The organism is Candidatus Protofrankia datiscae (assembly GCF_000177615.2).
GTDB classification, from domain to species: Bacteria; Actinomycetota; Actinomycetes; order Frankiales; family Frankiaceae; genus Protofrankia; species Protofrankia coriariae.
This window is the reverse complement of sequence record NC_015656.1, coordinates 4,772,160-4,794,512: the sequence shown is the minus strand read 5'-3', so window position 1 is coordinate 4,794,512 and position 22,353 is coordinate 4,772,160. Positions and strand designations below refer to the sequence as shown.

Here is a 22,353-nt window from a genome sequence, read left to right as displayed (position 1 = left end):
CCGTCCTGCCCCGATGCCGCCCCGCTCGGTGCGGCATCGGGATGGCCACGGCCACGAGGAGCCACGGGGAGCCACGGGGAGCCACGGGGAGTCGCGAGGAGCCACGAGGAGCCACGAGGAGCCGAGGACTGCTCCGGCCGACGTCGGAGTGTGGCGGTGACACCCGTCCGGGCGTCCCCTGGGTGTTTCACCCGGTTCGTCGCTGTCGTCCACGGCCGTCCACAGCAGCCGTGGGAACATGGGGGCGTGTGCGCCCGCGGAGGCAGGACGGCCCTCAGGACGAAGCCGGCCGGCACGTCGGCGGACAGCCCCCCGCGGCGACCGGACGGCCTCCGCACGGCCCTCGTCGGCCTCTGCGTCGCCGTCGCCGCTGTCGTACCGGTGCTCGCCGCGTCCGTGGGGCGGCTTCCGCTCGCCGCCGTCATCGCTGTCGAAGGGGTCCTGCTCGGCCGGGCCTGGGTGCGTGCGCTCGGAGCGTCGACCGGGACCCTCGCGATCGTGCTGGTGGCGGCGCTGGCCGCGGACGCCACCGCCGCGCTGACCGATTCCGACGGGATCGGGAACCTGGCCGGGGTCATCGGTCCCGCCGTGGTGGCGGTCATCCTCGTCCAGTTGGCCAGACGGCGCGGGCGGGCGGAGGCCGCCGGCGCTCCGCCGCGGGCCGGGCTGCCCGCGGTGGCCCGGGCCCGGCAGTGGAGTGATCATGTTCTTTCCGTGGCGCCGGTCAGGCGGCTGCTCGGGGCGGGAAGGCCGCGGGCCGCTGCTCGCCGTCACGGTTCCCCCGCGGGACGGTCGGCGACGGTCACGGTCGACATGGCCGCGGGCCTGAGCGGGGTGGTCCTGGTCGCTCTGCTGGCCGGCTGTCTGAACGTGGCCGCCATCCGGGCGCCGGACGGCCGGGTGGTCGGCCCCACGGTGCTGGCCGCCGGTCTGCTGGGCGCGGGTACGGCCGTGCTCGTCACACGGCTGTGTGCCGTGAGGCTGCGCGCGGGGGCGTTCGCCGGACCCGTGGGAACGGTGGGACCCGCCGGGCGGGGCAGCGTTCGCCCTGGCCGGCGGGCCGGCGGGCCGGCCGTCGCACTGGCTGTCGTGCCAGCCGTCGGGCTTGCCGCGGGTATCGGCGCGGGTGCTCTCCTCGGCGGGTTCGCGGACGATTCGGCCGCCTGGGAGGCGGCGCTGATCGCGGCTGCCGCTGCTGTGGCGGCGGTTGTCGCCGACCGTGCCGTCGCCCGCGCGGCTACCGGGATCTGCACCGAGCCGGTGGCCGGGCCAGGCGGCGCGGCGGTGCCCGCCGGCGTCCCCGGGCAGGCGCCCCACCATGACGGCCACCCCGCCGGATGGCCGCTGGTAGCGATCCTCCCGCTGGCTGCGGCCGCCGCGTTCGTGTATGCGGTGGGCCACCTGCTGCTGGGATGACCGACACCCGACGCGCAGCCCAGACCGCGCCGAAACGATCCGGACCGCGGTGAAACAGCCCAGCCGGTGTTGGGGTAAGCGGGCTGGGGGAGTGTGGGTGGCGGGAAGATGTGGGTGGGCGGGGGCGCTGGTCAGTGGTGTGACCGGTTTGTGGGTGCTGGCGGCCGCTGTTGGATGTGCCGTCGGGTTGGCGGTGCTCGTCCGGCTGCGGGACGGGCGGTTCCGGGTGGCCCGTCCGGGCCCGCCGGCGCCTGCGGTGGTGCCCGGCAGGGCCGCGGCGGATGCCACCGGGGCTGCTTCGGCCCGGCCGGTCGGTAACGACGTGAGCGACGGCAGCGGCGGGAAAAACAACAATGGGAAAAACAAGGTGACGGACGGCGACGAAGCGCCGGTCCACCATGACGGGACTCGTCTCGACGATGCAGGTCCGGACGATGCAGGTCCGGACGATGCAGGTCCGCTGCCCGCGGTGGACGCCGAACTCGTCGCGCTCGGGGTGACTCCCGGGACGCGGGTCACGCTGGTGCAGTTCTCCACCGCGTTCTGCGCGCCCTGCCGGGCGACCCGGCGGATTCTCGCGGACGTCGCCGGCAGCGTCCCGGGCGTGCGGCATGTGGAGGTCGATGCCGAATCCCATCTTGAACTGGTCAGACGGCTGCGGATCCGGCGCACTCCGACCGTCCTGGTCCTTGACTCGCGGGCCCGTGAGGTCTGCCGGGCCAGTGGTGCCCCACCAGGGCGAGCGGCTGTTCTCGCGGCGCTGGAGCTGGCGGTTGGTGGGTCGCGCGGGCGGGATCCGGGGGCGGCGCCGGACAATACCATGATCGATATGTCCGATCGACCCGATTGGCCGTCGGATCAATAACACATCCGTCATGTTCGCTGCTACGGTCAGGGGGTTATGTTCTCCACCGAGCTCGTCCGGCGCCGCACGGTCGATCTGTGCCGTGTGCGTAGCTCGCTGTGTCCATTTTCCTGAACCGTGCGTTGATGCCGTCCGCCGTCGGCGGGCCTGCCCGTCAGGAGATGAGCTCGTGGTCGACCCAAGAGGTCCCAGGTTCAGCGCGGCTGTCACCAGCGTCGTCCTCACGGTCGTGTTGCTGACCGCGAATGGCTGGTTGCTCCTCGCGCAGACCGTGGTATTTCTGACAGGTGCGGTGATCGGCGTCCGTCGTGCTCCGTACGGGGTGCTGTACCGGACGCTGGTTCAGCCTCGGCTGGGGCCGCCGGCCGAGTTGGAGGACGACCAGCCACCGCGTTTCGCGCAGGCGGTCGGGGCGGTGTTCGGCGTGCTGGGTACGGTCGGCTTTCTCGCCGACGTCCCCGCGTTGGGGTACGTGGCCACGGCGTTCGCGTTTGTCGCGGCGTTCCTGAATGCCACGATCGGTTTTTGCCTCGGTTGCCAGATATATCTCGCCATACGTTCTGTGAAAGGAGCGCAAGCATGAGTCGCGCCAACGCGCTTGTCGATGCCGCCTGGGTCGAGGCACATCTGAACGATCCCAAGGTTGTCCTGGTCGAGGTCGACGAGGATGTCTCCGCATACGACAAGGGGCACATCCGCGGCGCGGTCCGGCTCGACTGGAAGTCAGAGCTGCAGGACCCGGTGATCCGTGACTTCGTCAACAAGGAGCAGTTCGAGAAGCTGCTGTCCAGCAAGGGCATCTCGAACGATGAGACCGTCGTTCTCTACGGCGGCAACAACAACTGGTTCGCCGCCTACGCCTACTGGTATTTCAAGCTCTACGGGCACGCCGAGGTCCGGCTGCTCGACGGTGGCCGGAAGAAGTGGGAGCTCGACAGCCGTGAGCTGACCGAGGAACTCCCGAACCGGCCGGCGACCCAGTACGTCGCCAAGGACGCCCGCACCGACATTCGGGCCTTCCGGGACGAGGTCGTCTCCGCGATCGGCTCGAGGAACCTTGTCGACGTCCGTTCGCCCGACGAGTTCGCCGGCCGGCTGCTCGCCCCGGCCCACCTTCCTCAGGAGCAGTCGCAGCGCGCCGGGCACATCCCCACCGCGAAGAACATCCCCTGGGCGAAGGCCGCGAACGAGGACGGCACCTTCAAGTCGAACGAGGAGCTGACCGCCCTGTATGCGGAGGCCGGGGTGGACCTGAGCCAGGACACCATTGCCTACTGCCGCATCGGCGAGCGCTCGGCCCACACCTGGTTCGCCCTGCACGAGCTGCTGGACCTGCCGAACGTCAAGAACTACGACGGCTCCTGGACCGAGTACGGTTCACTGGTCGGCGTCCCGATCGAGAAGGACGCATAGGACCATGTGTGGCGCGACCCGTGGCGGACCCTCGCTGGAAGGAATTGACGTGGCAAAGGAAACTGTCATCCAGGGCGTCGTACTGAAGGACGGTTCGCCGGTCGCTTCAGGTTATGCCCGCCTGCTCGACGAGGGTGGCGACTTCACCGCCGAGGTTCCGCTGTCGGCGACCGGGCAGTTCCGTTTCTTCGCCCGGCCGGGCTCGTGGACCGTCCGGGCGCTCGTCCCGGGCGCGTCCGGCGAGCGGAAGGTCGTCGCCCGCCAGGGCGAGCCCGTCGACGCCGAGATCGAGGTCGCGGCATAGGGAGCCCCTTGAGACGGGGATCCCGGGACCGGGCCGGATAGTTCCGGTCCGTCCCAGGTGGGCCTTTTCGGGAGTCCGGAGAACTTCCGGGCATCCTGAAAAGGCCCATCTTCGTGTTTTGTGGGGGCTGTCCCGACGCGGGGCGGATTTCGTGGGGCTCAGGAACTGCCGGCCCGGGGCGCGGGAACACCGTGGTACGCGGGTGCCACCCGAGTGGGCACGGCAAACGACATCGGGCCGACGGTGTAGTTGTGCAGGTCGTTGTCGGTCGCGAACAGCGCGGCGGAGCTCCGGTCCGGAAATGGTGCGACGACGCGCCGGACTGTCCGCTGCGCGGTGCCGTCGAACTGGACAACTGCGTACAGAACCTCGGGTTCGTGCATCACACAACCACCAAACCGCATCCTCTCGGCGCCGTGAAGGAGCCGCATCGTGTGCCGTGCGTGGTCTGCTGTTGCAGGAGCGGTTGCGGAGCTTGCGTACGACACCACCTACAGTCCTGTTGACTGGCTACTCACAGTTCCTCGGGTGTTCCTCGGGTGTCCCGTGGGACAGCCGAGGAACACGGAACGGACCGAATGGCCGCCCGCCGTGACGGCCGTCGCCCGCGGGCGGGCCGTTGCCTGCCGTCGGTGGCCGTCTCCAGGCTGGGGCCGTCCCGCGGCTGGTGGGTACGGCCATCGGCGGCGGACGGCCGTCAGTAGACGAGAGCCCGCGCCCCGTCGGCGAGCACCTCGGAGACGAAGACCGCCGCGCCGGCGATGCGTATCCCGGGGAGCACGTCGTCGGGGCCGATGGCCCGTCGTGCCGCGCACTGGGTGCACAGCGTCACGCGCCCGCCGGACAGGATGGCGTCCAGCAGTTCGGTCAGCGGGGTCGACTCGGGCAGCGCGAACTCGGCGGCACGCCCGGGCAGAGCGAACCAGGCCGACTCGCCGGTGAGCCACAGGGAGACGTCCGCGCCGCTTGCGAGCCCTACCGCGGCGACCGTGAACGCCTGTGAGCACCGCTCCGGCGCGTCCGCACCCGCGGTGGCCTTGATGACCAGTGAAGCTGTCATGGCTGTCAGTCTGCACCGGGCGGTCCGTACCGGTTGTCCGGCCCGGCCCGTACGGTTGCCCTGGCAGAGCGCGGTTGCCCTGGCAGGGCCCGGCGCCCGCCGTCGCAGGGCCCCGCGCCCGGCGCCGGAAGGTCCGGCTTCGCAGGGGCCGGACGGCTTGGCCGATGTCACACAGCTACCGCCAGCGGGGCGGGAAGAGGGCGGTCAAGGCTAAGCTGGTCCCGTGCTGGAAATATTTTTCACCGCTTTGTTGATCCTTGTAGCGGTGCTCATCGGGTGGTTCTCCGTCTACGCGGTGTACAAGCTGTACTCGGGCCAGCGTTGAGCGTCCCGGCCGTACCCGCACCCGTACCCGTGCGCACCGCTGGCGTGTGGACGTGACCGTGCGGCCCGGGCCGGTGGTCGACCTGCACCCGAGCCTGCTGCCGATCGCCTTCCTGCTGGGCACCTGGCGGGGCGAGGGCGTCGGCGGCTACGAGGGGATGGACGCCTTCCGTTACGGCCAGGAGGTCGTCTTTTTCGGCACCGGGCGTCCCGCCCTGTCCTACACGTCCCATACCTGGTGGATCAGTGAGCCCCGGGACGGGCGCAGCGAGGGCAGCCCGCTGGCGACCGAGACCGGTTTCTGGCGGGTGCAGCCCGGGGAGGGCGACGGGCCGCCCACGGTCGAGGTCATGCTCGCCCATCCCTTCGGGATCAGCGAGATCTACGTCGGGGACGTCGTCGGGACGCGGGTGGAACTGCGTTCCAACGTCGTGATCCGGACCGCCACCGCGCGTCGGGTGGACCGCTCCCAACGGCTGTACGGCCTCGTCGAAGGTGATCTTGCCTATGCCATCGACATGGCGGCCGAGGGCAAGCCGTTGCAGTCACACCTGTCCGCCCGGCTCCAGCGGGTATCGGCTGCTGACCGACCGTAGCCTTCTTGGTCCGCTCGGCGTGTCCGACCGGTTCCAGCTCGGCGCTGACCGGCTCGGCCGCGGCTGCCCCGGCTGGCCTGGCCGAGCCGGTCAGCGGCCGGGCCTGGCCCGGGCCGCCAGCCAGCTGCCGGGGCCGGCTCAGGCGCGCATCCGGGAGCCGTTTTCGGCGGCGACCCGGGCGCGCCAGGCCTTCTCCCGCGCGATGGCGCCGGCGAACCCGAGAGCGACCGCCGGATCGAAGTTCTCGTCCGAATAGGTGCGGGTGCATCCGAGCACTCGGTCGATCTCGTCGGCGGTGACCGCCGCCAGCGGAAGCTGGCCGGTGAGGTAGACGTCGCCGGCGAGATCCACCGAGAAGTGCACACCGTAGGTCTTCGCGTTGCGCCCGAGCAGGAAAGCGTATGTGCCCGCCTCGTTCTCGGCGGGCCTGCGCATGAAGAACGCCTCGATGAGCAGCGTGTGGTCCCCTACCACCAGCCAGGTCATCGTCCTCAGCCGGTGCTCGCCCTCCAGGGTGGCGAGGAACGATCCCTCGCTCACCCGTTCGTAGGGCAGGCCCAACTCCGTCAGGGCGTCGTCGATCAGGCGGTCGAGGCGTGCCCGTTCGGCACTGTCGACAGGTACTGACACCGGTTCCCACCTCCACCATGATCCTCATGGGTCGGACGGCTGGATCACTGCCGTGGCCACCGGAGACTTTCCAGGCCGCGGCCGACGGCGGCCGGACGCGCGGGCGTCAGGCCGTTGCCGGGACGGTAACCGGTGTCGCAGCGTTACGGTAACCGGTGAGAACGCCGCGTGCTGTCGCGGACCAGCCGAACTCCGCCGCCCGCGCGACCGCCCCGGCGGCCAGGCGCCGGCGCCGGCACGGCTGGCCGATCACCTGGGCCAGGGCGTCGGCGTAGGCGGCCGGGTCGCGCTCCGCCACCAGGATGCCGGAGATGTCGTGCTGGACCGCCGTCCGCAGCCCGCCGACCGCGGCCGCGACGACCGGTGTCCCGCAGGCCTGGGCCTCCAGCGCGACCAGGCCGAAACTCTCGCTGTGGCTGGGCACCACGACCAGGTTCGCGGCCCGGTACCAGTCGGCGAGTTCCGACTGTGGCACCGGCGGCTGTAACCGGACGATGTCGGAGATGCCGAGCTCGGCCGCGAGCTTCACCAGCGCGTCCGGACGGTCCAGGCCGGACCCGCTGGGACCGCCGACCACCGCGACGAGCAGGCGGTCACGCAGCGCCGGTTCACGCGCCAGCAGGTGCGCGGTGGCGTGCAGCAGCATGTCGGGCGCCTTCAGCGGCTGGATACGCCCCACGAACAACAGCACCAGCGCGTCCGGCAGGACACCGACGCGGCCGCGGGCCGCCGCCACGTCCCCGGGGCGGAACACCTCCAGGTCGACGCCGGGTGCCACCACGTCGACCAGTTCGGGGGCAGCACCGTAGAGATCGACCAGGTGGCGCCGCTCGTCCTCGGTGGACGCGATCAGTCGGTTCGAGCCGTCGACGACGTCCTGCTCGCCGGCGATGCGGTGCGGTGGATCAGGGCGGTCGCCGTCGGCGAGCGCGCTGTTCTTCACCTTCGCCAGCGTGTGGGCGGTGTGTACCAGCGGGACGGCCCATCTGCGCGCGACCGCGAGCCCGACCTGGCCGGAAAGCCAGTAGTGCGAGTGGATGACGTCGAACCAGCCGGGTTCGTGCGCGGCCTCGACCCGCAGCACGGCCGCGGTGAAGGCGCACAGCCAGGTGGGCAGGTCCTCCCGGCCGACGTCCTCGAACGGCCCGGCGGCGACATGGCGCACCATGACCCCCGGCGCGAGGGCGACCTTCGGCGGCATCCTGCTGCTGGTGGCCCGGGTGAAGATCTCCACTTCGGTGCCGAGCAGGGCCAGCTGTCGGGACAGCTCCACCACGTAAACGTTCATGCCGCCGGCATCGCCGGTACCCGGCTGCTCCAGCGGCGACGTGTGCATCGACAGCATGGCGACCCGACGAGGGAAGCCCGACCGGACCCGACGCACCAACCACCTCCACACCGATCCGGGCTCACCGACCACTGGATGGCCCGATCCTGCGAACAACCGATCCAAGGGCCGCATGCCCGGCGCCGGCTGCCCCGGATCCGGCTGGCCGCGCCCGCGCCTGCCTGCCGACCGCGCTGGGTAACCGCGGTCGCGGCCCGTCACCGGATGCCACCATCCGGATCCGCCGGCCCTGTCCTGCCGACATCCGCCATTACGTTCCGTTATGGGCTCTTTCCCGGCGGGCACCCGGATTCATCCTGCCAGTGGCGCGGCGAACCGGCGATTGGGTGACAGGTGAGATTCACCTGTTTTTCTGCCTCCGGCCCTGGACATCGAACCGGGAACGCCTGATACGGCCGGCCGCCAGAGCCCTCCGAGGCGGATCGTCGATCGCGCGGATCGGCGCCGCTCGGGGCACGATGCCCGCGGAGGGCACGGATGCCCGCGGGGAGAGGCGGCCGGGCCGGTTCTGCGATCGTGGATGCGTGTCAGGTACCTCCCCCGCCCGCCGCCGCGAGCCGCGGCTGGCCGCGGGCCGCGCCAGAACGCTGGGGCTCGCCACCCGTGGGACGACCGCTCCCAACCGCCTGCGCCGGGTCGATCGTTGGATCGTCGGGACACAGGCGGCCCGGTTACGCGCCGCCGCCAGCCCGCTTGTCGTCGACCTCGGATACGGCTCGTCGCCGGTCACCACGGTGGAGCTCTACCAGCGGCTGAGCCGCCTGCGGCCCGACGTCCGGGTCGTTGGCCTGGAGATCGACCGGGATCGGGTCGCCGCGGCGGCCCCGGCCGCGCGTCCGCCGGGGCTGGTTTTCGCCCGTGGCGGCTTCGAACTCGCTGGGCTGCGCCCGGTGCTGGTCCGCGCGATGAACGTGCTGCGCCAGTACGAGGAGGCGGCTGTCGCCCCGGCCTGGGCGGCGATGCTCGAGCGCATCGCGCCCGGCGGCCTGCTGGTCGAGGGCACCTGCGACGAGATCGGCCGGCGTGCCTGCTGGTTCGCCGTCGACCGCCCGCCCGAGGCGCCGTCGGAAGTGCCCGGGGCGCCCGGCGGACCTGTCGGGACGCCGCGGCCGCGGCCGCGGCACCAGGGCCGCACGCTCACCCTGGCCGCGCACCTGCCGAGCCTCGCGCGTCCGTCTGAGCTGGCCGAGCGGCTGCCCAAGTCGTTGATCGCCCACAACGTTCCCGGCGAGGACGTGCACACGCTGCTGGCCGCGTTCGACGACGCCTGGCGGCGCGGCGCGCCGCGGGCCGTGTTCGGGCCGCGGCAGCGCTGGACAGCCGCGGTCGAGTCCCTGCGGGCGGACGGGTGGCCCGTGCGGGGCACCCGTCCGCGATGGCGGCTGGGCGAGGTCACCTTCGCCTGGCCGCCGGTACGGGCGGACGCGGACATCACCGTCACCGCCCCCGGCGGCAGGGGCGGACACGACGGGTAAGGTCCGGGACGGCCCGCCGCTCAGGCGCCCGGCCGCCGGGACGGCGCGATCTTGTCGAGGACGGCGAGGTCGTCGGCGCGCGGCTGCCACTCGCTGGCCGCGACGTTCGCCCGGACCTGCTCCGCCGTCGTCGCCCCGGCGATCACGGACGCGACCGCGGGCTGCGCGGCCAGGCCACCGATCGCCACGTCCAGCAGCGAGCGGCCGCGTTCCCGGCCAAAGGTTTCCAGGGCTTCGACCTGGTCGAAGACCTCGTCGGTGAGTTCGTCCTGGCGGCCGGCCAGCCGGGTGCCAGGCGGGGGCTGCTCGTCCCGGAAGTACTTGCCGGTGAGGATGCCGTTCGCGAGGGGGAAGTACGGCAGAATGCCGATGCCGTACTTTTGCGCGGCCGGGACGAGTTCGGCCTCGATGCCACGCTCCAGCAGGTTGTAGTGGTTCTGGGCCGAGATGAAGCGGGTCGTGCTGGAGGCGCGCGCGGTCCATTCGGCGTCGGCGACCTGCCAGGCCGCGAGATTCGACGAACCCACGTAGCGCACCTTGCCCTCGCGCACTATCTCGTCGAGAGCGGCCAGCGTCTCCTCGATCGGGGTGAACGCGTCCGGGCTGTGCAGCTGGAAAAGATCTATGTAGTCGGTCTGCAGCCGGCGCAGCGATCCTTCCACGGCTTTACGGATGTACCGGCGCGAGGCGCGGGCGTTGAAGTCGGGCCCATACACCCCACCCATGTCGTTGCCGAACTTGGTGGCGAGAACCACCTCGTCGCGCCGGGTCCGCAGGATATGGCCGAGCAGGGTCTCCGAACCACCCTTGTTGCCATATGTGTCCGCTGTGTCGAACAGGGTGATGCCGTTGTCGAGCGCGGCCGTGACGACGGCCCGGGTGCCCTCGAGGTCGACCCGCGAGCCGAAGTTGTTGCAGCCGAGACCGACGACAGATACCAGTAGGCCGGAAGATCCCAGTGGGCGATATCTCATATCATCAGTACAACACGACATACCATGAACCCCGGGCGCCAGGTACCAGGATTCTCCGCAGGTCATGATCACAGGACTGGGTCGGTGGTGTCTGGTTGTTCTTTTCGAGTGGCGGCGAAGTCGCCGTCGTGAGACCGAACGGCCAGGCCTGCGCCCAGGCCGTTCGGTCAGTCGGACTGCGCGGTGCCGCTCTTCTTCTCGGCGCTGTCCGCGGACTTCGTCGTGGCCGAGGAGCGCACCGCCCGGGCCCGGCTGACCACGTTGCGAGTCCGGGTCACGGCCTCCTCGGTCGTCGGGTTCTGGCGGATACGGGCAACGCGCTTCTCACCGCGGTCGGCGAAGTTGCTGTAGAGCGAGCTTGCGCGTCCCTGCAGGTCGGAAAGCTGGGAACTCACCGACGTGGGCAGGGAGGTGACAGCGGTCTGCACGTTGGCCGGAAGCCGCTGGGCGTGGACGGAGAGGCCGTTGACCCGGCTGGAGAACTTCTTGATCTCGTCGGCGTAGACGGTGGGGATGCTCCGGATCTTCTCCACCGCGGCGTCCGCGGCACCCACATAGGCGTACAGGGGCTTGCGGACCTCCGACAGCGGGATCTTGACGTCGGCCGAGGCCTCGACGGTGTCGCCCGACTTGTCGGCGCTGGTTCGGATGGTGGCCATTGCTACCTCCAGTTTTGTGGCTCAGTTTTGTGGCTCAGTTGGTGGCTCGATCTGTGACTGTGACACGCCTGTCGAATGTTGTTTCGTTGTTATTTTGTTGATGACGAGGTGTCGTCCGGCGGCTCGTGTGCGGCGGCTCCGTTGGTAGCCGCGGTGGTGCGGGTGGCTCGGCCGGTGGCTCGGCCGGCCTTCGGGGCAGCATCCCCACTGCCCCCGTCGGCCTTGCCGGTACCGCCGGTGGCCGCTGTCGTACGTGGCCGTCGGGTCGCCGTTGTCCGCTTCGGGGCGGCGTCGGAGGCGCCGGGTGCGCGCGGGGTGGGCGTGGCCGCCGCTCGGGTGGCCCCGGTGGCCCGACGGGTGGCGCCAGCCGGCTTTGCCTCGGTGGCCGTGGTCGCGGTAGCCGACGCGGGGCTGGTGGGCGCGGTGGAGCCGGTGGACGCGGAGCCGGTGAGGGCCGTCTTCGTCGCGGGCGGGGAGGCTGACGCGGGCGGGGAGGCTGATATGCCCTGCCGCAGGCCGTCCGGCAGGGCGGGGCGGCCGGTCAGCCCGTATACGGCGTTCTCCTTCCGGAACGCGTCGTAGATCTCGACGATGACCTGCTTCTGCCGTTCGGTGAGCGTCGAGTCGGCGAGAACCGCCGCGGTCACATCGCTGTCCGACGCCCGTTCGTCGAGAATGCCGGCCTGCACGTACAGCACTTCCGCGGAGATCCGGAGCGCCTTGGCGATCTGTTGCAGAATCTCCGCGGACGGCTTGCGCAGGCCGCGCTCGATCTGACTCAGATAGGGATTGCTGACGCCGGCCTGCCGGGCGAGCTGACGAACCGAGATATGTGCGGCCTTGCGCTGGTCCCGGATGAAGTCTCCGAGATCGCGTACGTTCAGGGGCGGCACGTTCAGTGTCGGCCTCCTCTCCTTGGGGGTATGCGCCGGTGCGCTGGGTGGATCATGTTTGCCGGATGGGCTTCACCGGGTGAGCCATGCGCACGGTCACGGGACCCGCTGTGTCGCTGAACCGATGGTTCGCAGCGTACGTCCAGATGCTAGCTGTGGCAAGCGTTTGGCAAGCATCCTGGAATGCTTGGGACGCCTTCGTCCGGGCCGACCCTGGCGGTTTCTGTGCGTCCGTCGCGTACGGATACGCGCACGCGGAAATTCAATGTGTATTCGCTGTATTAACGATGTTGCAGATGCGCTAAACGCGGCGAACACTATGAGTATGCATATATGTATAAATCGTTACGAAACGCTTCGTTTAGCCATACTTCAATCACTGAAGGTAGTCAAAATAATCCGTATGGTCATGCATCAGCGAGTTGTTGATCGGAGCTGCTGATCGGCAGCCGGCCGGTGGTGGTCAGTCGGTTGCCTGCCGGTCCCGCTGGTCAGCGGGTCGCATGTGCTAGCCACTCGCGCTGTGTTGCTAGCGCCGACTCGGTCTCGGCCACCTCGTCCGTGCGTCCGTGAGCTCGAGCACGTTCCAGCCGCGCCTCCAGTTTGGCGACCGACTCCCGCAGCGTCACCACGAACGGGGACTCGACGGACTCCTGCCGGCGCCACCGGGCATCGGACGCGGACCGGATGCGGTCACTGACTGCGGACAGCCGTCGTTCGAGGTCGCTGACGGCGTCCCGAGGCACCTTCCCGATGAGGTCCCACTGTTCCTCGATCTGTCGCAGCCTGCGCAGTGCCTGGTCGGGCCGGGCGAGGTCGAGCGCGGCAGCCTCGGCGAGCAGTTGCTCCTTGGCGGCCTGGCTCACCCGCAGATGCGCGTCCCGCTCGGCGTTGGCGGCGTTGCGCCGGGTGAAGAAGGTGTCCTGCGCGGCGCGGAAACGGGCCCACAGCGCGTCCTCGACGTCCCTGGGCGCACGCCCGGCCGACTTCCACTGGTTCATCAGCGTTCGGTACTGGGCGCTCGTGGCCGACCATTCGGTGGAGTCGACGAGCGCCTCGGCCTCGGTCACGATCGCTTCCTTGCGCTGCCTGGACTGGGCTCGCTGCTGGTCGAGCGCGGCGAAGTGAGCGGTCCGGCGCTGGTTGAACTCCTCGCGCGCGGTGGTGACCCGCTTCCACAGGTCGGCGTCGGTGCGGCGGTCCACCCCCGTGATCGCCCGGAAGTCGACGGCGATCGAACGGAACCGCTCTCCGACGGCCTTCCAGTCGGAGCTGCGGGCGAGGCGCTCGCTCTCGGCGACGAGCGCCTCCTTCGCCTCCACCGCGGCGGCGGCCCGCTGGGCGCGCTCGGCCTCTCGCTGCGCGGTACGTTCGCCGACCGCGTCCAGCACCGATCCCAGGCGTCCGGTGAGCGCGTCCAGATCACCGACCACCGCCGCGGTGCCGAGGGAGGCCAGCAGCCGCCGCGCGCTCGCGGCAAGACCCGTCAGGTCGGCGCTGGGGACGGTCAACCGCTGTTCCAGCAGCGCGACTTCGGCGGCCAGATCGTCGTAGCGCCGGGCGAAGTGGGCAAAGCCCTCCGCCGGGGAGCCTGCCCGCCAGGAGCCGACGGGGCGCTCACCCGCGGTCGTGCGTACGTACACGGTGCCGTCGTCGCCGACACGCCCCCATTCGGAGCTGTTGCGCTCGCTCATCGTGGTCCCGAAGATCGGCGTCAGGTCAGGTGCCATTCTTACAGGGATCGCGCGGATGGGGCACATTCTGCTGGCCGCCGGCAAGCCGAGGAGGCGCTGGCGGGCGTCGGGGCCGGGCGTCGGGCATCGTCCTGGTGGGGGCGCCGGACGACCGGGTCCTCTCCGGTCGCCCCGGTGCCCGTCCCCGGTGCCGGGCCGTGGCGCGTGCCCACCGCGCCCACCGCGCTGTTTCCAGCGCCGCTTCGATGGCGGGCGGAACGCTTCCACGGCGGAAGTCGCACCCCGGACGGAATCGCGGCCGGCGGATTTCCGATGTGCGTTCCCCAACATTGTCGGAAATACGACAGCAGGCTGCTGGCCGGAAATCCCGTGTCAACCACGGTTTTTCTGAGCGGGCCGTCACGCGTGTGGCCGCGGTGACATGCCCCGGTCGTACACAGATGTTCTTCTGACCGCCAGGATTCCAGCCGTGTACCGAGCAGATGAGACCCGCCCGGGGACGCCGGCAGGAGCGCCTGCCGGCGGTCGCGCCCCTGGGCGGCCGGCGGCCGGCGAGCCTTCCAGGCGTTGTCATGCGCGGTGTTCCGTGCGGCCGACGGCGGTGCCGGTGCCCGGGGCGTGTGCCCGCGACGGCGCCCGGTGCCGGGCCGGCCCGGCGGCCGCCGCGGCCCCTGCGACGCGGGCGGCCCGGCGGCCCACGGGCCCGCGAGCCGCATTTCCGTTGTCGATTCCCGCCTCCCGGCCACCGGCCGCGCCGAGTATCGCGAAATCGACCGTGCTCATTCCGGTCCGCTGTCGGCCGGCCGCCGGAGTCATCGGCGGTACCGGCCTCGGCACCAGTGTCAGAACCGGCGGCGTCGGGGCGTGAAAGCCTGAAAGGAAGAAAATTGAACCGGATTCCGCGGGCGACACGGTTCGTCGCCGTCGCCGCCGTATGCACGATCGCCGCGTGTGGGGTGGGCGGTTCCGGCGGCTCGTCGCCGACGGCCGGCCTCCGTCCGCCGGGCCGCCGTGGCCGTGACCGACGCGAACGGGGCCACGGCGTCGCTCCAGTGCGCCATGAGGGTCAGGACGCTGCGGATGATCGTCAGTGGCCCGCTCGCCGACACCGCGAAGGCGGCCAGGGCGCACATGGAAAAGGCCCATCCCGGCCTGACCGTCGACATCACGTCCGCCGCGACCAGCTATTCCCAGATCGTCCAGCAGATCGGCGCCGACGCGGCCGCCGGGCGCAGCACGGACCTCGCGGTGGCCGGGCTCGACCTGCTGGCCACCTTCGTCGAACGGCTCGACGCCCAGGAGGTGTCGCCGCGGTCGCTGCGCGCCTCCTACGACCAGCGGTTCGCCACGCTGGGCACGGTGGGGGGCAGGCAGCTGTTCGTCGTCCCGCAGCAGGTCTCCGTGCCCGTCCTGCTCTACAACGCCGACATGCTCGCCCAGGCCGGGGTGGACCCGAGGTCGCTGAAGGACACCACCGGTCTGCTTGCCGCCGCCGAAAAGATCAAACAGGCCCTGCCCGGCGTCCAGCCGGTCGACCTGCCGACTTCGGACCAGTTCGGGCAGTGGTTCTTCAACACCATCGCGGGGTCGAAGGGCGCGAGCATCCAGAACGCCGTGGGGCAGCCGGACTTCACCAGCGCCGCGGCGCGTGACACCGCGAGCTTCCTGGCCAGGGTGGGCGGTTATGGGCCCCAGTCGAACACGCCGGCCGACGCCATGGTCCGCTTCGCCCTCAACCGGAAGTCCGCGATCGTGGGCGCGAGCATCAGCTCGGTGGTGCCGGGGCTGCAGACCATCGAACGCCAGGGCAAGGGCGCGTTCCCGCTCGGCGTGGCGCCGCTTCCCGTCCTGCCGGGTGGAACGCAGCATCCGGTGGCCAGCGGGAACGGTCTCGTGATGCTGGCCACCGACCGTTGCCAGTACGAGATGGCCACCGAGCTGATGATGGCGATGCTCGCGCCGGACATGGTGGCCGCCGGGGTGACGACGCTGAGCTATCTGCCGGTCGACATCGAGGCCGCGAACCGGCTGGTGTCGTTGTACCAGCGGTATCCGCAGGTCGTGCCCTTCAACGCGCTGATCGATTCGATCGTCCGCGCGCCGTACTGGTCCGGGCCGCGCGGCGGTGAGGTGCCTGTCCTCGCGTCCGAGGCGGTCGCGAGGATCATGATGGGCGCGAATCCGACGACCACGCTGACCGAACTGCAGAAGCAGGCGGAGGCGTTCCTTATGTGATCATCGATCACCTGGCCGGTGATCATCGGGTCGGTGGTCGCTCGGTCTGCGGCCGCCGTGAGGCCGTTGTTCGTCGGGGGCGCTCGCCTTTGCCGCCGCTTCGCTCCCGTTCTGTTCACAGTTCTATTTCTTTCTGTATTCATTAAATTTTTTTACAAAATTGAAAGCGGAGAGTAGGCGGCTTGGGACGCTCCGTGTGATCTCGCTGTGGTACGGCCTCTTGTGGGGCGCGCGACCGGCGGTAGCATGATGGCAGGATCTTGCTGAACAGCAAGTGGATGAGCAGTCAATGACCTGTGCGGGATTTTGTGCGGTGCATTCGCGGCCATCGCGTGAGCACGCGTGCAATCGGTGTTAAACGGTGCGTGCTGTTGTCCTCCTGTGGCCTTTTGCGCACGCATCGCTTCCTGTTTGTCACTGTGTCGCGAAGATGTCACCACATAGCGTCGTTAGCTGCTCACCAGATGCGACTCGAAGGAGACAGATGATGTCGACCGAGGGTGCCGGCGCCTGCGCTCACCCGCTCGCGTTCGTCCGGGCGCAGCGTGGCTGGTCCTATCAGCGACTGGCCCGGGTGGTGGCGCGCCGCGCACGCGACCTGGGTGTGGCCAACATGGCGGCGGAGCGTCAGAAGGTCTGGCGCTGGGAACACCGGGGCGTCGTACCCGACCGGGTCTCCCAGCTCGCCCTTGCCGCTGAGCTGGGGGTCTCGGCCGAGAAGGTCGAGTCCCATCCCTGGCCCGCCTGGCTGCCGACCGGTGACGTCGTACGTACCGACTACCCGTGGAACAGCGCAGGCAGTGTGACGTCCATGATCGATGTTGTCGAAGGCGCCCTCACCGACCGTCGAGGGTTCCTCACCATCACCGGAGCGGGTGTGGCGAGCCTGGCCAACGAGTGGCTCAACCTGGAGCCCACCCGGCTCGTCGCCGCCCTGGACGGCGGTCGGGTGGACGAACAGGTGGTCCACCGCATCGAGCACAACATCCCGGGGTTACGACTGATGGACGACCGGCTCGGCGGGGAGGGCGTCCGGCGGCTTGTCGACGCCGAGCTGCGAGTGGTCACCGAACTGCTCGCCAAGGGCTCGTACACGGAAAAGATCGGGGCGAGTCTCCAACTGCTCGCCGCCGAACTCGCCCGGATCGCCGGGTGGGCATCGTTCGACGCTGGCTACCACACGAGCGCACAACGTTACTGGATCGCGGCCCTGCATGCCGCCCACGCCGCCGGGGACCGGCTGGTCGGCGCGAACATCATGAAGAACATGTCACTGCAGTGCGTCGACTTCGCCCATCCCAAGGAAGCCCTCGAACTGGCGGAAGCGGCCGTGGCGAGCAGCGGCGGCATCAGCGGACGCGTCGGCGCGATGCTCCAGATGAGGCTGGCCCGGGCGCACGCGGCACTGGGCGATCAGGCCGGATGCTTCCGCGCGCTGGCCCAGGCCGAAACGGCGGCCGACCGCTCCAGCCCGCAGGATCCGGCCTGGGCGGGCATCTTCGACGAGGGGTTCCACGCGGCCCAGCTCGGGATCTGCTACATCGATCTCGGTCAGTTGCCGCAGGCGGACCGGTGGCTGACGCACGCCCTCAAGGTGCACCCGGTCGCCCGCGCCCGTGACCACGCGACATACCTGCTCCGTCGCGCGGCCGTGCAGATCGACCTGGGCAACATCGACCACGGGTGTGCGCTCGTCCGGGAGGCGACGCCGTTCCTGGAGGCCACCCGCTCGCAGCGCAACGCGCGGCGGGCGGAGGAGGTCCGGCGCTCCCTGCGCCGGCACGCGGCGCATCCGGAGGCCCGCGAGGTGGATCAGCTCCTCGCTCGTCCCACCTGATCGTGTTCTGTCGTCTCGTCCCAGCTGGGTGGCGGCCGCCCCCACCGGAGCGGCCGCCACGGGGCGACATACGGAGGCGATGTGTGGGGACGATGTGTGGGGACGACGTATGGGGGCGGCCTGTCCGGCCCGGGTCAGCCGACGAGACGGCCGGCCGGGCGAGTCGGCTGGTCGGGCCCGCTCGCCGGCTCCACGGATGCCGCGACCTCACCCGTCTCCGGGTCGATGACGACCAGGGCGGTGTCGTCGGGCACGGTCCGTTTGACGATTGCCAGCGCGATCGGGCCGAGTTCCGCGTGCACGACGGACGTGCCCACGAACCCGACCGTCCGGCCGCCGCCGCTCACCGGGGCGCCTCGGGCGACCGTCGTGCCGTCCAGATGCAGCAGAACCATGCGTCGGGGTGGGCGGCCCAGGTTGTGCACGCGGGCAACCGTCTCCTGACCGCGGTAGCAGCCCTTGTCGAGATGGACGGCGGTGGTCAGCCAGCCGACCTCGTGCGGGATCGTCCGATGGTCGGTCTCCGCGCCCAGGCGAGGGCGGCGGTCAGCGACCCGTGCCGCCTCGAACGCGCCGACACCAGCGAGGGACGCGCCCGCGGCGACGAGCCGTTCGACCGTCCCGCGCAGCGCCCGGCGCGGGACGAGCAGGTCGAGGCCGTCGGACATCGCCCGGACGAGGATGTCGTACCCGTCCGGATCCTCCTGGCCGCCCGCACCGCCGCCGGCCACCGGGCCGTCCGTCGCGGGGGTGCCGGCCACGGGGGTGCCGGCCACGGGGGTGCCGGCCACGGGGGTGCCGGCCACGGGGGTGCCGGCCACGGGGGTGCCGGTGATGGCTGGTGATGCGGCGGCCGGCCGGACGAGCGCCCGGGCAAGCGGGTACGGGCCCCGGGCCAGCAGGTCACCGTCGTAACCCACCGTCACATCGCGGCGGGCAGGCCGGTGGAGCGGAGGGTCGAGCGGAGCGAACGCGCTGGCCACGACGTCCACGGCGGCCGGGCCGAGGACCGACAGCACGGCGTGGTCGGCGTGGACGTCGACCGGTTCGACCCGCAGCAGGAAACGCATCGACTCCAGATAGGCGAGCAACGCGGTGCTGGTGCCCGGTTCGACGTCGAGCCAGGTGGCCGTCCCGTCGTCGGCGATCATCAGATGGTGCTCGACATGACCGTGCGGGGAGAGCACCAGCGCCTCGCTGCCCCGCATGGCCGGCAGCGCGGCGAGATGCTGGGAGGTGATGCTGTGCAGCCAGGACAGCCGGTCCACGCCGGTGATGCGCAGCACTCCGCGGTGCGAACGGTCGACGACCACCGCGCCGTGCTCGCCGACGCGTTGCTCGCGCAGCGGATCCCCGTAGTGGTCAGCGACCCCGAGGTCGGCTCCGGCGGCGGGCACGGCACCGGCGACGGCCAGCAATGGTGAGCGGTAGCGGGAGCCGTCGTCCGGGCTGCCGGGGCTGCCGGGCTCGGGCGGCCGGGTGCCGGTTGCGGGCGGGGCGATGGAGTCGGCGGTCATGGCCTGTTCAACCGGAACCCGAGCCCGCGCAGTCCCCGCACCGGCCGGCAAGCGCGACATGGCTGACGTCCACGGAGAAGTCGAAGTCGTCGCGCAGCCGGGTGACGAGGTCGGCCAGTACGTTCGAGGGGATCTCCTGTACCGCGCCGCAGCCGCCGCACACCAGGTGGACGTGCTCGGCGAGGCCGGCCGCGTGATAGGTCGGCGCGCCGTGGCTGAGATGCGCGTGCGAGACGAGATCGAGCTCCTCGAGAAGGTCCAGGGTGCGGTACACCGTTGAGATGTTGACCCCGCCCGCGGTACGGCGGACCTCCGTGACGATCTCCTCAGGGGTGGCGTGGCCGAGCCGGGTGACCGCTTCGAGAACAAGCTGACGTTGTGGGGTGAGACGGTAGCCGCGGGAACGCAGCTGTGTCTGCCAGGCGTCGTCCCCCGCCGGCCCCGCGGCCGGTGAGCCTGGGGCCTGGGCCTTCGGCGGCACAGCGGAAACCGGCGCGGTGCCGGGCGCGGCGTCGCGCCGCTGCCGGCTCTCCCGGCCTCCCGCGACGTCCACCGCCATGGGAACAAGTTTAGGCCGTGCCCGATGGATCTTCGATCGCGCGGACGGTGGTCTTGCCGTGCCACTGTCGCGACTGACTAGGGCTGTAGCTGAAAGTTATATATATGTTACTTTTTGCCGTCGCGAAGTCGTCGGCGACGCCCCGACGGTTGGTGGGGAAAAGCGGTTGCCGAGCCCGCCCCGTCCCCGTAGCGTTGTCCGTACACAGGAAGGGAGGTGGTCCAGTTTTGTGTGATAAACGGACTCGTGAGGTGACTGTCCGCTAGCCGGTCTCGTGGTCCTCACCCCTGCCGGGTGACCTGCGGGCACCGGCACCGGCGAGAACCAGGCAGGCACCGGACCTCCGGGCGTCGTCGCTGGTCCCGACGGCCCGTCGTCCCTTCTATGGGCGATGGAAACGCCCGGAGGTCTCTTTGTCTCCAGCCGTTTTGTCTCTAGCCGGGCAAGCAAGAACGTCACGTAGCGGCCGCGGTGGCAGCACGCGGTCACCGGCGGTGGACGCTTCTGGTATCTGATCGATGACTCGAACCAGAACGCCTGGGCGATCTATGCCGGTATCGGCCATCCCAGGGCCACCGACTGACACCCAGGTTGACAGCCAGGACGGCGGACGAGGGCGGACGCCAGCGGGCCGGGCGGCCAGGGCCGGGGGTACCGGTGTGGGGCGGTGAAGGGCTGGGCGTCGCGGTCGGAGCGGCCCTGAAAAGGGTCCCGGGCGGGTGCGCCACGGGCGATCCAGCCGCATCGCGGCGGCGGGTTGCGGCAGGATCGAAGTCATGCCGACGCTCGTTCTGCTCCGCCACGGCGAGAGCACGTGGAACCGAGAAAACCTGTTCACCGGCTGGGTGGATGTCGACCTTTCCGACAAGGGCCGCCAGGAGGCGGCCCGCGGCGGTGAACTGCTGCGTGACGCGGGTGTGCTCCCGGACATGGTGCACACGTCGTTGCTGCTGCGCGCGATCCGCACCGCCTGGATCGCGCTCGACACGGCCGGCCGGACATGGATCCCCGTGCACCGCTCCTGGCGCCTGAACGAACGGCACTACGGCGGCCTGCAGGGGCTGAACAAGGCCGAGACCCTGGCCGAGTACGGCGAGGAGAAGTTCACGCTGTGGCGCCGTTCCTATGACACCCCACCGCCGCCCATCGGCCCCAACCAGGTCAGTGGTGTGGACGAGCGCTACGCCGACCTGCCGCCGGACCTCGTCCCGACGACCGAGTGCCTCAAGGACGTGGTGACCCGGATACTGCCGTACTGGTACGACGCGATCGTGCCGGACCTGCGGCGCGGGAGGACCGTGCTCGTCGCCGCCCACGGCAACTCGCTGCGTGCCCTGGTCAAGCACCTGGACGGCATCAGCGACAGCGACATCGCCGCCCTGAACATCCCCACCGGCATCCCCCTGCGCTACGAACTGGACGACGACCTGCGCGTCCTGGCCTCGTCCTACCTGGACCCGGAGGAAGCGGCCAGAGCCGCCGCCGCCGTAGCCGCCCAGGGCAGGAAGAAGTAACGAACGCCGCCCCCGGGCGAGCCCCCGTGGTGCCGAACGGAGCGGTGACGTGGGAAACGTGGGCCCAGCCGGGGGCGCAAACCACGCCACCGCTCCATTCGCGCAGCCGTCGGGCTTTGCGGGGCGGCGGCTGCTCAGACGCGTTTGCCGGTGACCAGGTAGATCACACGATGGGCTACTGAGACGGCGTGGTCGGCGTAGCGCTCGTAGTAGCGGCCGCACAGGGTGATGTCGATCGCGGCCTCCATGCCGTAGGTCCATTCCGTTTCCAGCAGCACATGGAAGAGCCTGCGGTGCAGGGCGTCCATGGAGTCGTCGTCGCTTTCCAGCTCCTTGGCCAGGGCCGTGTCGTGGCCTGCGATGACCGACCCCGCCTTGGCGACGATGCGCTGCGCGACCTGGCCCATCTCCAGCAGGGTCGAGTGCAGCTCCGGTGGGACGGCGCGGCCGGGGTAGCGCCGGCGGGCCACCTTGGCGACGTGCAGCGCGAGATCGCCCATGCGTTCGAGGTCAGCCACGATACGCAGCGTGGTGACCATGGTCCGCAGGTCGGTGGCGACCGGTTGCTGGCGCGCCATTATGTCGAAGGATCGCTCCTCGATTTCGTTACGTAGCAGGTCCACGGTCTCGTCGGCCGTGATCACACCCTCGGCGAGTTGCAGATCGGCGTCGAGAAGCGCGGTTGTCGCTCGCGCCATTGCTGAAGCGACCAGGTTGGTCATCTCGACGAGTGAGGAGTTGATGCTCTCGAGCTCGTCGTGGAAGGCGTCCCGCACGGACGGCTCCTTCGTGTCTGTAGCGGTTGTCAGCCCATCGGATCACAACAGGGTGAGACGGGGACGGCTGGCAGGACGCGATCATGTTTTTTCGCACTGCCGGAAGCCGCGGATCCCCGTGGTCACTGGAACAGCGGCCGCATCCCCGGTCTGCCGGGGTGGCGACCATGCGCGTGCCGGCTCCCGGCGTTGCGAGCCGGCGTCGGCTGTCCGTGGGAAAGCCGCCGTTTCGACCTTCGGCGCGTCACACGGTGCGGGCGAACA

Annotated in this window: 22 protein-coding genes; 10 read left to right on the top strand and 12 right to left on the bottom strand. The window is 70.4% G+C overall.

What is annotated here, in order from left to right; translation table 11 throughout:
* Positions 1-246: 246 nt before the first annotated feature.
* From FSYMDG_RS20150 to FSYMDG_RS20130, 5 genes are all read left to right on the top strand, one after another.
* Positions 247-1,416: a hypothetical protein gene (locus tag FSYMDG_RS20150; protein ID WP_043604100.1), complete on the top strand. Its 1,170-nt coding sequence runs from the start codon at positions 247-249 to the stop codon at positions 1,414-1,416.
* A 139-nt stretch (positions 1,417-1,555) separates the two neighbouring features.
* The gene (locus FSYMDG_RS24945) at positions 1,556-2,281 is read left to right on the top strand and encodes a thioredoxin family protein (RefSeq protein WP_237702876.1); all 726 of its coding nucleotides are present in this window, start codon (positions 1,556-1,558) and stop codon (positions 2,279-2,281) included.
* A 169-nt stretch (positions 2,282-2,450) separates the two neighbouring features.
* The gene (locus FSYMDG_RS20140; RefSeq protein WP_013875234.1) at positions 2,451-2,864 is read left to right on the top strand and encodes a DUF4395 domain-containing protein; all 414 of its coding nucleotides are present in this window, start codon (positions 2,451-2,453) and stop codon (positions 2,862-2,864) included.
* Positions 2,861-3,694, top strand: a complete 834-nt coding sequence (locus tag FSYMDG_RS20135; protein WP_013875233.1) for a sulfurtransferase — start codon at positions 2,861-2,863, stop codon at positions 3,692-3,694. The genes FSYMDG_RS20140 and FSYMDG_RS20135 overlap by 4 nt, the downstream gene beginning before the upstream one ends.
* Before the next feature lie 4 nt (positions 3,695-3,698).
* The gene (locus FSYMDG_RS20130; protein WP_013875232.1) at positions 3,699-3,998 is read left to right on the top strand and encodes a DUF1416 domain-containing protein; all 300 of its coding nucleotides are present in this window, start codon (positions 3,699-3,701) and stop codon (positions 3,996-3,998) included.
* Positions 3,999-4,156: 158 nt separating this feature from the next.
* On the opposite strand, the gene FSYMDG_RS20125 is transcribed toward FSYMDG_RS20130, so the two are convergent.
* Together FSYMDG_RS20125 and FSYMDG_RS20120 are read right to left on the bottom strand one after the other, a co-directional pair.
* Positions 4,157-4,381: a hypothetical protein gene (locus FSYMDG_RS20125; protein ID WP_013875231.1), complete on the bottom strand. Its 225-nt coding sequence runs from the start codon at positions 4,379-4,381 to the stop codon at positions 4,157-4,159.
* Between the two features lie 314 nt (positions 4,382-4,695).
* Positions 4,696-5,058 carry a DsrE family protein gene (locus tag FSYMDG_RS20120; protein ID WP_013875230.1) on the bottom strand — a complete coding sequence of 121 codons (363 nt, stop codon included), beginning with the start codon at positions 5,056-5,058 and terminating at the stop codon, positions 4,696-4,698.
* 383 nt (positions 5,059-5,441) lie between these two features.
* Here FSYMDG_RS20120 and FSYMDG_RS20115 point away from each other — a divergent pair, with 383 nt between their 5' ends.
* Positions 5,442-5,978: an FABP family protein gene (locus tag FSYMDG_RS20115; RefSeq protein ID WP_013875228.1), complete on the top strand. Its 537-nt coding sequence runs from the start codon at positions 5,442-5,444 to the stop codon at positions 5,976-5,978.
* Positions 5,979-6,116: 138 nt separating this feature from the next.
* Here the strand turns inward: FSYMDG_RS20115 and FSYMDG_RS20110 are convergent, their stop codons facing one another.
* Positions 6,117-6,608 (bottom strand): YbjN domain-containing protein, encoded by a 492-nt coding sequence (locus tag FSYMDG_RS20110; protein WP_013875227.1) that lies wholly within the window; start codon positions 6,606-6,608, stop codon positions 6,117-6,119.
* A 106-nt stretch (positions 6,609-6,714) separates the two neighbouring features.
* Complete coding sequence (gene mshA / locus FSYMDG_RS20105) at positions 6,715-7,953, bottom strand: D-inositol-3-phosphate glycosyltransferase (RefSeq protein ID WP_237703163.1); 1,239 nt, start codon at positions 7,951-7,953, stop codon at positions 6,715-6,717.
* Between the two features lie 527 nt (positions 7,954-8,480).
* Between mshA and FSYMDG_RS20100 the strand changes: the two genes are divergently transcribed.
* Positions 8,481-9,431 (top strand): hypothetical protein, encoded by a 951-nt coding sequence (locus FSYMDG_RS20100; protein WP_043604095.1) that lies wholly within the window; start codon positions 8,481-8,483, stop codon positions 9,429-9,431.
* 20 nt (positions 9,432-9,451) lie between these two features.
* Here the strand turns inward: FSYMDG_RS20100 and FSYMDG_RS20095 are convergent, their stop codons facing one another.
* From FSYMDG_RS20095 to FSYMDG_RS28865, 5 genes are all read right to left on the bottom strand, one after another.
* Complete coding sequence (locus tag FSYMDG_RS20095; RefSeq protein ID WP_013875224.1) at positions 9,452-10,405, bottom strand: aldo/keto reductase; 954 nt, start codon at positions 10,403-10,405, stop codon at positions 9,452-9,454.
* Positions 10,406-10,572: 167 nt separating this feature from the next.
* Complete coding sequence (locus tag FSYMDG_RS20090) at positions 10,573-11,064, bottom strand: hypothetical protein (RefSeq protein ID WP_013875223.1); 492 nt, start codon at positions 11,062-11,064, stop codon at positions 10,573-10,575.
* An 89-nt stretch (positions 11,065-11,153) separates the two neighbouring features.
* Entirely contained in the window at positions 11,154-11,957 is an 804-nt protein-coding gene (locus FSYMDG_RS29435) for a helix-turn-helix domain-containing protein (protein WP_013875222.1), read from the bottom strand.
* Positions 11,958-12,448: 491 nt separating this feature from the next.
* The gene (locus tag FSYMDG_RS20080) at positions 12,449-13,687 is read right to left on the bottom strand and encodes a DUF349 domain-containing protein (RefSeq protein ID WP_050803596.1); all 1,239 of its coding nucleotides are present in this window, start codon (positions 13,685-13,687) and stop codon (positions 12,449-12,451) included.
* A gap of 534 nt (positions 13,688-14,221) precedes the next feature.
* A complete protein-coding gene (locus tag FSYMDG_RS28865; RefSeq protein ID WP_043604086.1) occupies positions 14,222-14,434 on the bottom strand; it encodes a hypothetical protein in 213 nt (70 codons plus the stop codon).
* A gap of 297 nt (positions 14,435-14,731) precedes the next feature.
* On the opposite strand from FSYMDG_RS28865, the gene FSYMDG_RS20070 reads away from it, so the two are divergent.
* The gene (locus tag FSYMDG_RS20070; RefSeq protein ID WP_237702873.1) at positions 14,732-15,886 is read left to right on the top strand and encodes an extracellular solute-binding protein; all 1,155 of its coding nucleotides are present in this window, start codon (positions 14,732-14,734) and stop codon (positions 15,884-15,886) included.
* 487 nt (positions 15,887-16,373) lie between these two features.
* Positions 16,374-17,723, top strand: a complete 1,350-nt coding sequence (locus FSYMDG_RS20065; RefSeq protein ID WP_043607222.1) for a transcriptional regulator — start codon at positions 16,374-16,376, stop codon at positions 17,721-17,723.
* Positions 17,724-17,857: 134 nt separating this feature from the next.
* Here the strand turns inward: FSYMDG_RS20065 and FSYMDG_RS20060 are convergent, their stop codons facing one another.
* Together FSYMDG_RS20060 and FSYMDG_RS20055 are read right to left on the bottom strand one after the other, a co-directional pair.
* The gene (locus FSYMDG_RS20060; RefSeq protein WP_013875217.1) at positions 17,858-19,240 is read right to left on the bottom strand and encodes a YgfZ/GcvT domain-containing protein; all 1,383 of its coding nucleotides are present in this window, start codon (positions 19,238-19,240) and stop codon (positions 17,858-17,860) included.
* Positions 19,241-19,247: 7 nt separating this feature from the next.
* Positions 19,248-19,799: a Fur family transcriptional regulator gene (locus tag FSYMDG_RS20055; protein WP_013875216.1), complete on the bottom strand. Its 552-nt coding sequence runs from the start codon at positions 19,797-19,799 to the stop codon at positions 19,248-19,250.
* A 776-nt stretch (positions 19,800-20,575) separates the two neighbouring features.
* Here FSYMDG_RS20055 and FSYMDG_RS20050 point away from each other — a divergent pair.
* The gene (locus FSYMDG_RS20050; RefSeq protein ID WP_013875215.1) at positions 20,576-21,313 is read left to right on the top strand and encodes a phosphoglyceromutase; all 738 of its coding nucleotides are present in this window, start codon (positions 20,576-20,578) and stop codon (positions 21,311-21,313) included.
* Between the two features lie 134 nt (positions 21,314-21,447).
* On the opposite strand, the gene phoU is transcribed toward FSYMDG_RS20050, so the two are convergent.
* Positions 21,448-22,089, bottom strand: coding sequence for a phosphate signaling complex protein PhoU (gene phoU / locus FSYMDG_RS20045; RefSeq protein WP_013875214.1), 642 nt, complete (start codon positions 22,087-22,089; stop codon positions 21,448-21,450).
* Positions 22,090-22,353 lie beyond the last annotated feature (264 nt).

Coding starts and splice junctions, on each gene's coding strand:
- FSYMDG_RS20135 (WP_013875233.1), top strand. CDS start 2,861: ATGAGTCGCGCCAACGCGCTTGTCGATGCCGCCTGGGTCGAGGCACAT.
- FSYMDG_RS20130 (WP_013875232.1), top strand. CDS start 3,699: ATGTGTGGCGCGACCCGTGGCGGACCCTCGCTGGAAGGAATTGACGTG.
- FSYMDG_RS20125 (WP_013875231.1), bottom strand. CDS start 4,381: ATGCACGAACCCGAGGTTCTGTACGCAGTTGTCCAGTTCGACGGCACC.
- FSYMDG_RS20120 (WP_013875230.1), bottom strand. CDS start 5,058: ATGACAGCTTCACTGGTCATCAAGGCCACCGCGGGTGCGGACGCGCCG.
- mshA (WP_237703163.1), bottom strand. CDS start 7,953: ATGCTGTCGATGCACACGTCGCCGCTGGAGCAGCCGGGTACCGGCGAT.
- FSYMDG_RS20095 (WP_013875224.1), bottom strand. CDS start 10,405: ATGAGATATCGCCCACTGGGATCTTCCGGCCTACTGGTATCTGTCGTC.
- FSYMDG_RS20090 (WP_013875223.1), bottom strand. CDS start 11,064: ATGGCCACCATCCGAACCAGCGCCGACAAGTCGGGCGACACCGTCGAG.
- FSYMDG_RS20080 (WP_050803596.1), bottom strand. CDS start 13,687: ATGGCACCTGACCTGACGCCGATCTTCGGGACCACGATGAGCGAGCGC.
- FSYMDG_RS28865 (WP_043604086.1), bottom strand. CDS start 14,434: ATGAGCACGGTCGATTTCGCGATACTCGGCGCGGCCGGTGGCCGGGAG.
- FSYMDG_RS20070 (WP_237702873.1), top strand. CDS start 14,732: ATGATCGTCAGTGGCCCGCTCGCCGACACCGCGAAGGCGGCCAGGGCG.
- FSYMDG_RS20065 (WP_043607222.1), top strand. CDS start 16,374: ATGTCGACCGAGGGTGCCGGCGCCTGCGCTCACCCGCTCGCGTTCGTC.
- FSYMDG_RS20060 (WP_013875217.1), bottom strand. CDS start 19,240: ATGACCGCCGACTCCATCGCCCCGCCCGCAACCGGCACCCGGCCGCCC.
- FSYMDG_RS20055 (WP_013875216.1), bottom strand. CDS start 19,799: ATGGCGGTGGACGTCGCGGGAGGCCGGGAGAGCCGGCAGCGGCGCGAC.
- FSYMDG_RS20050 (WP_013875215.1), top strand. CDS start 20,576: ATGCCGACGCTCGTTCTGCTCCGCCACGGCGAGAGCACGTGGAACCGA.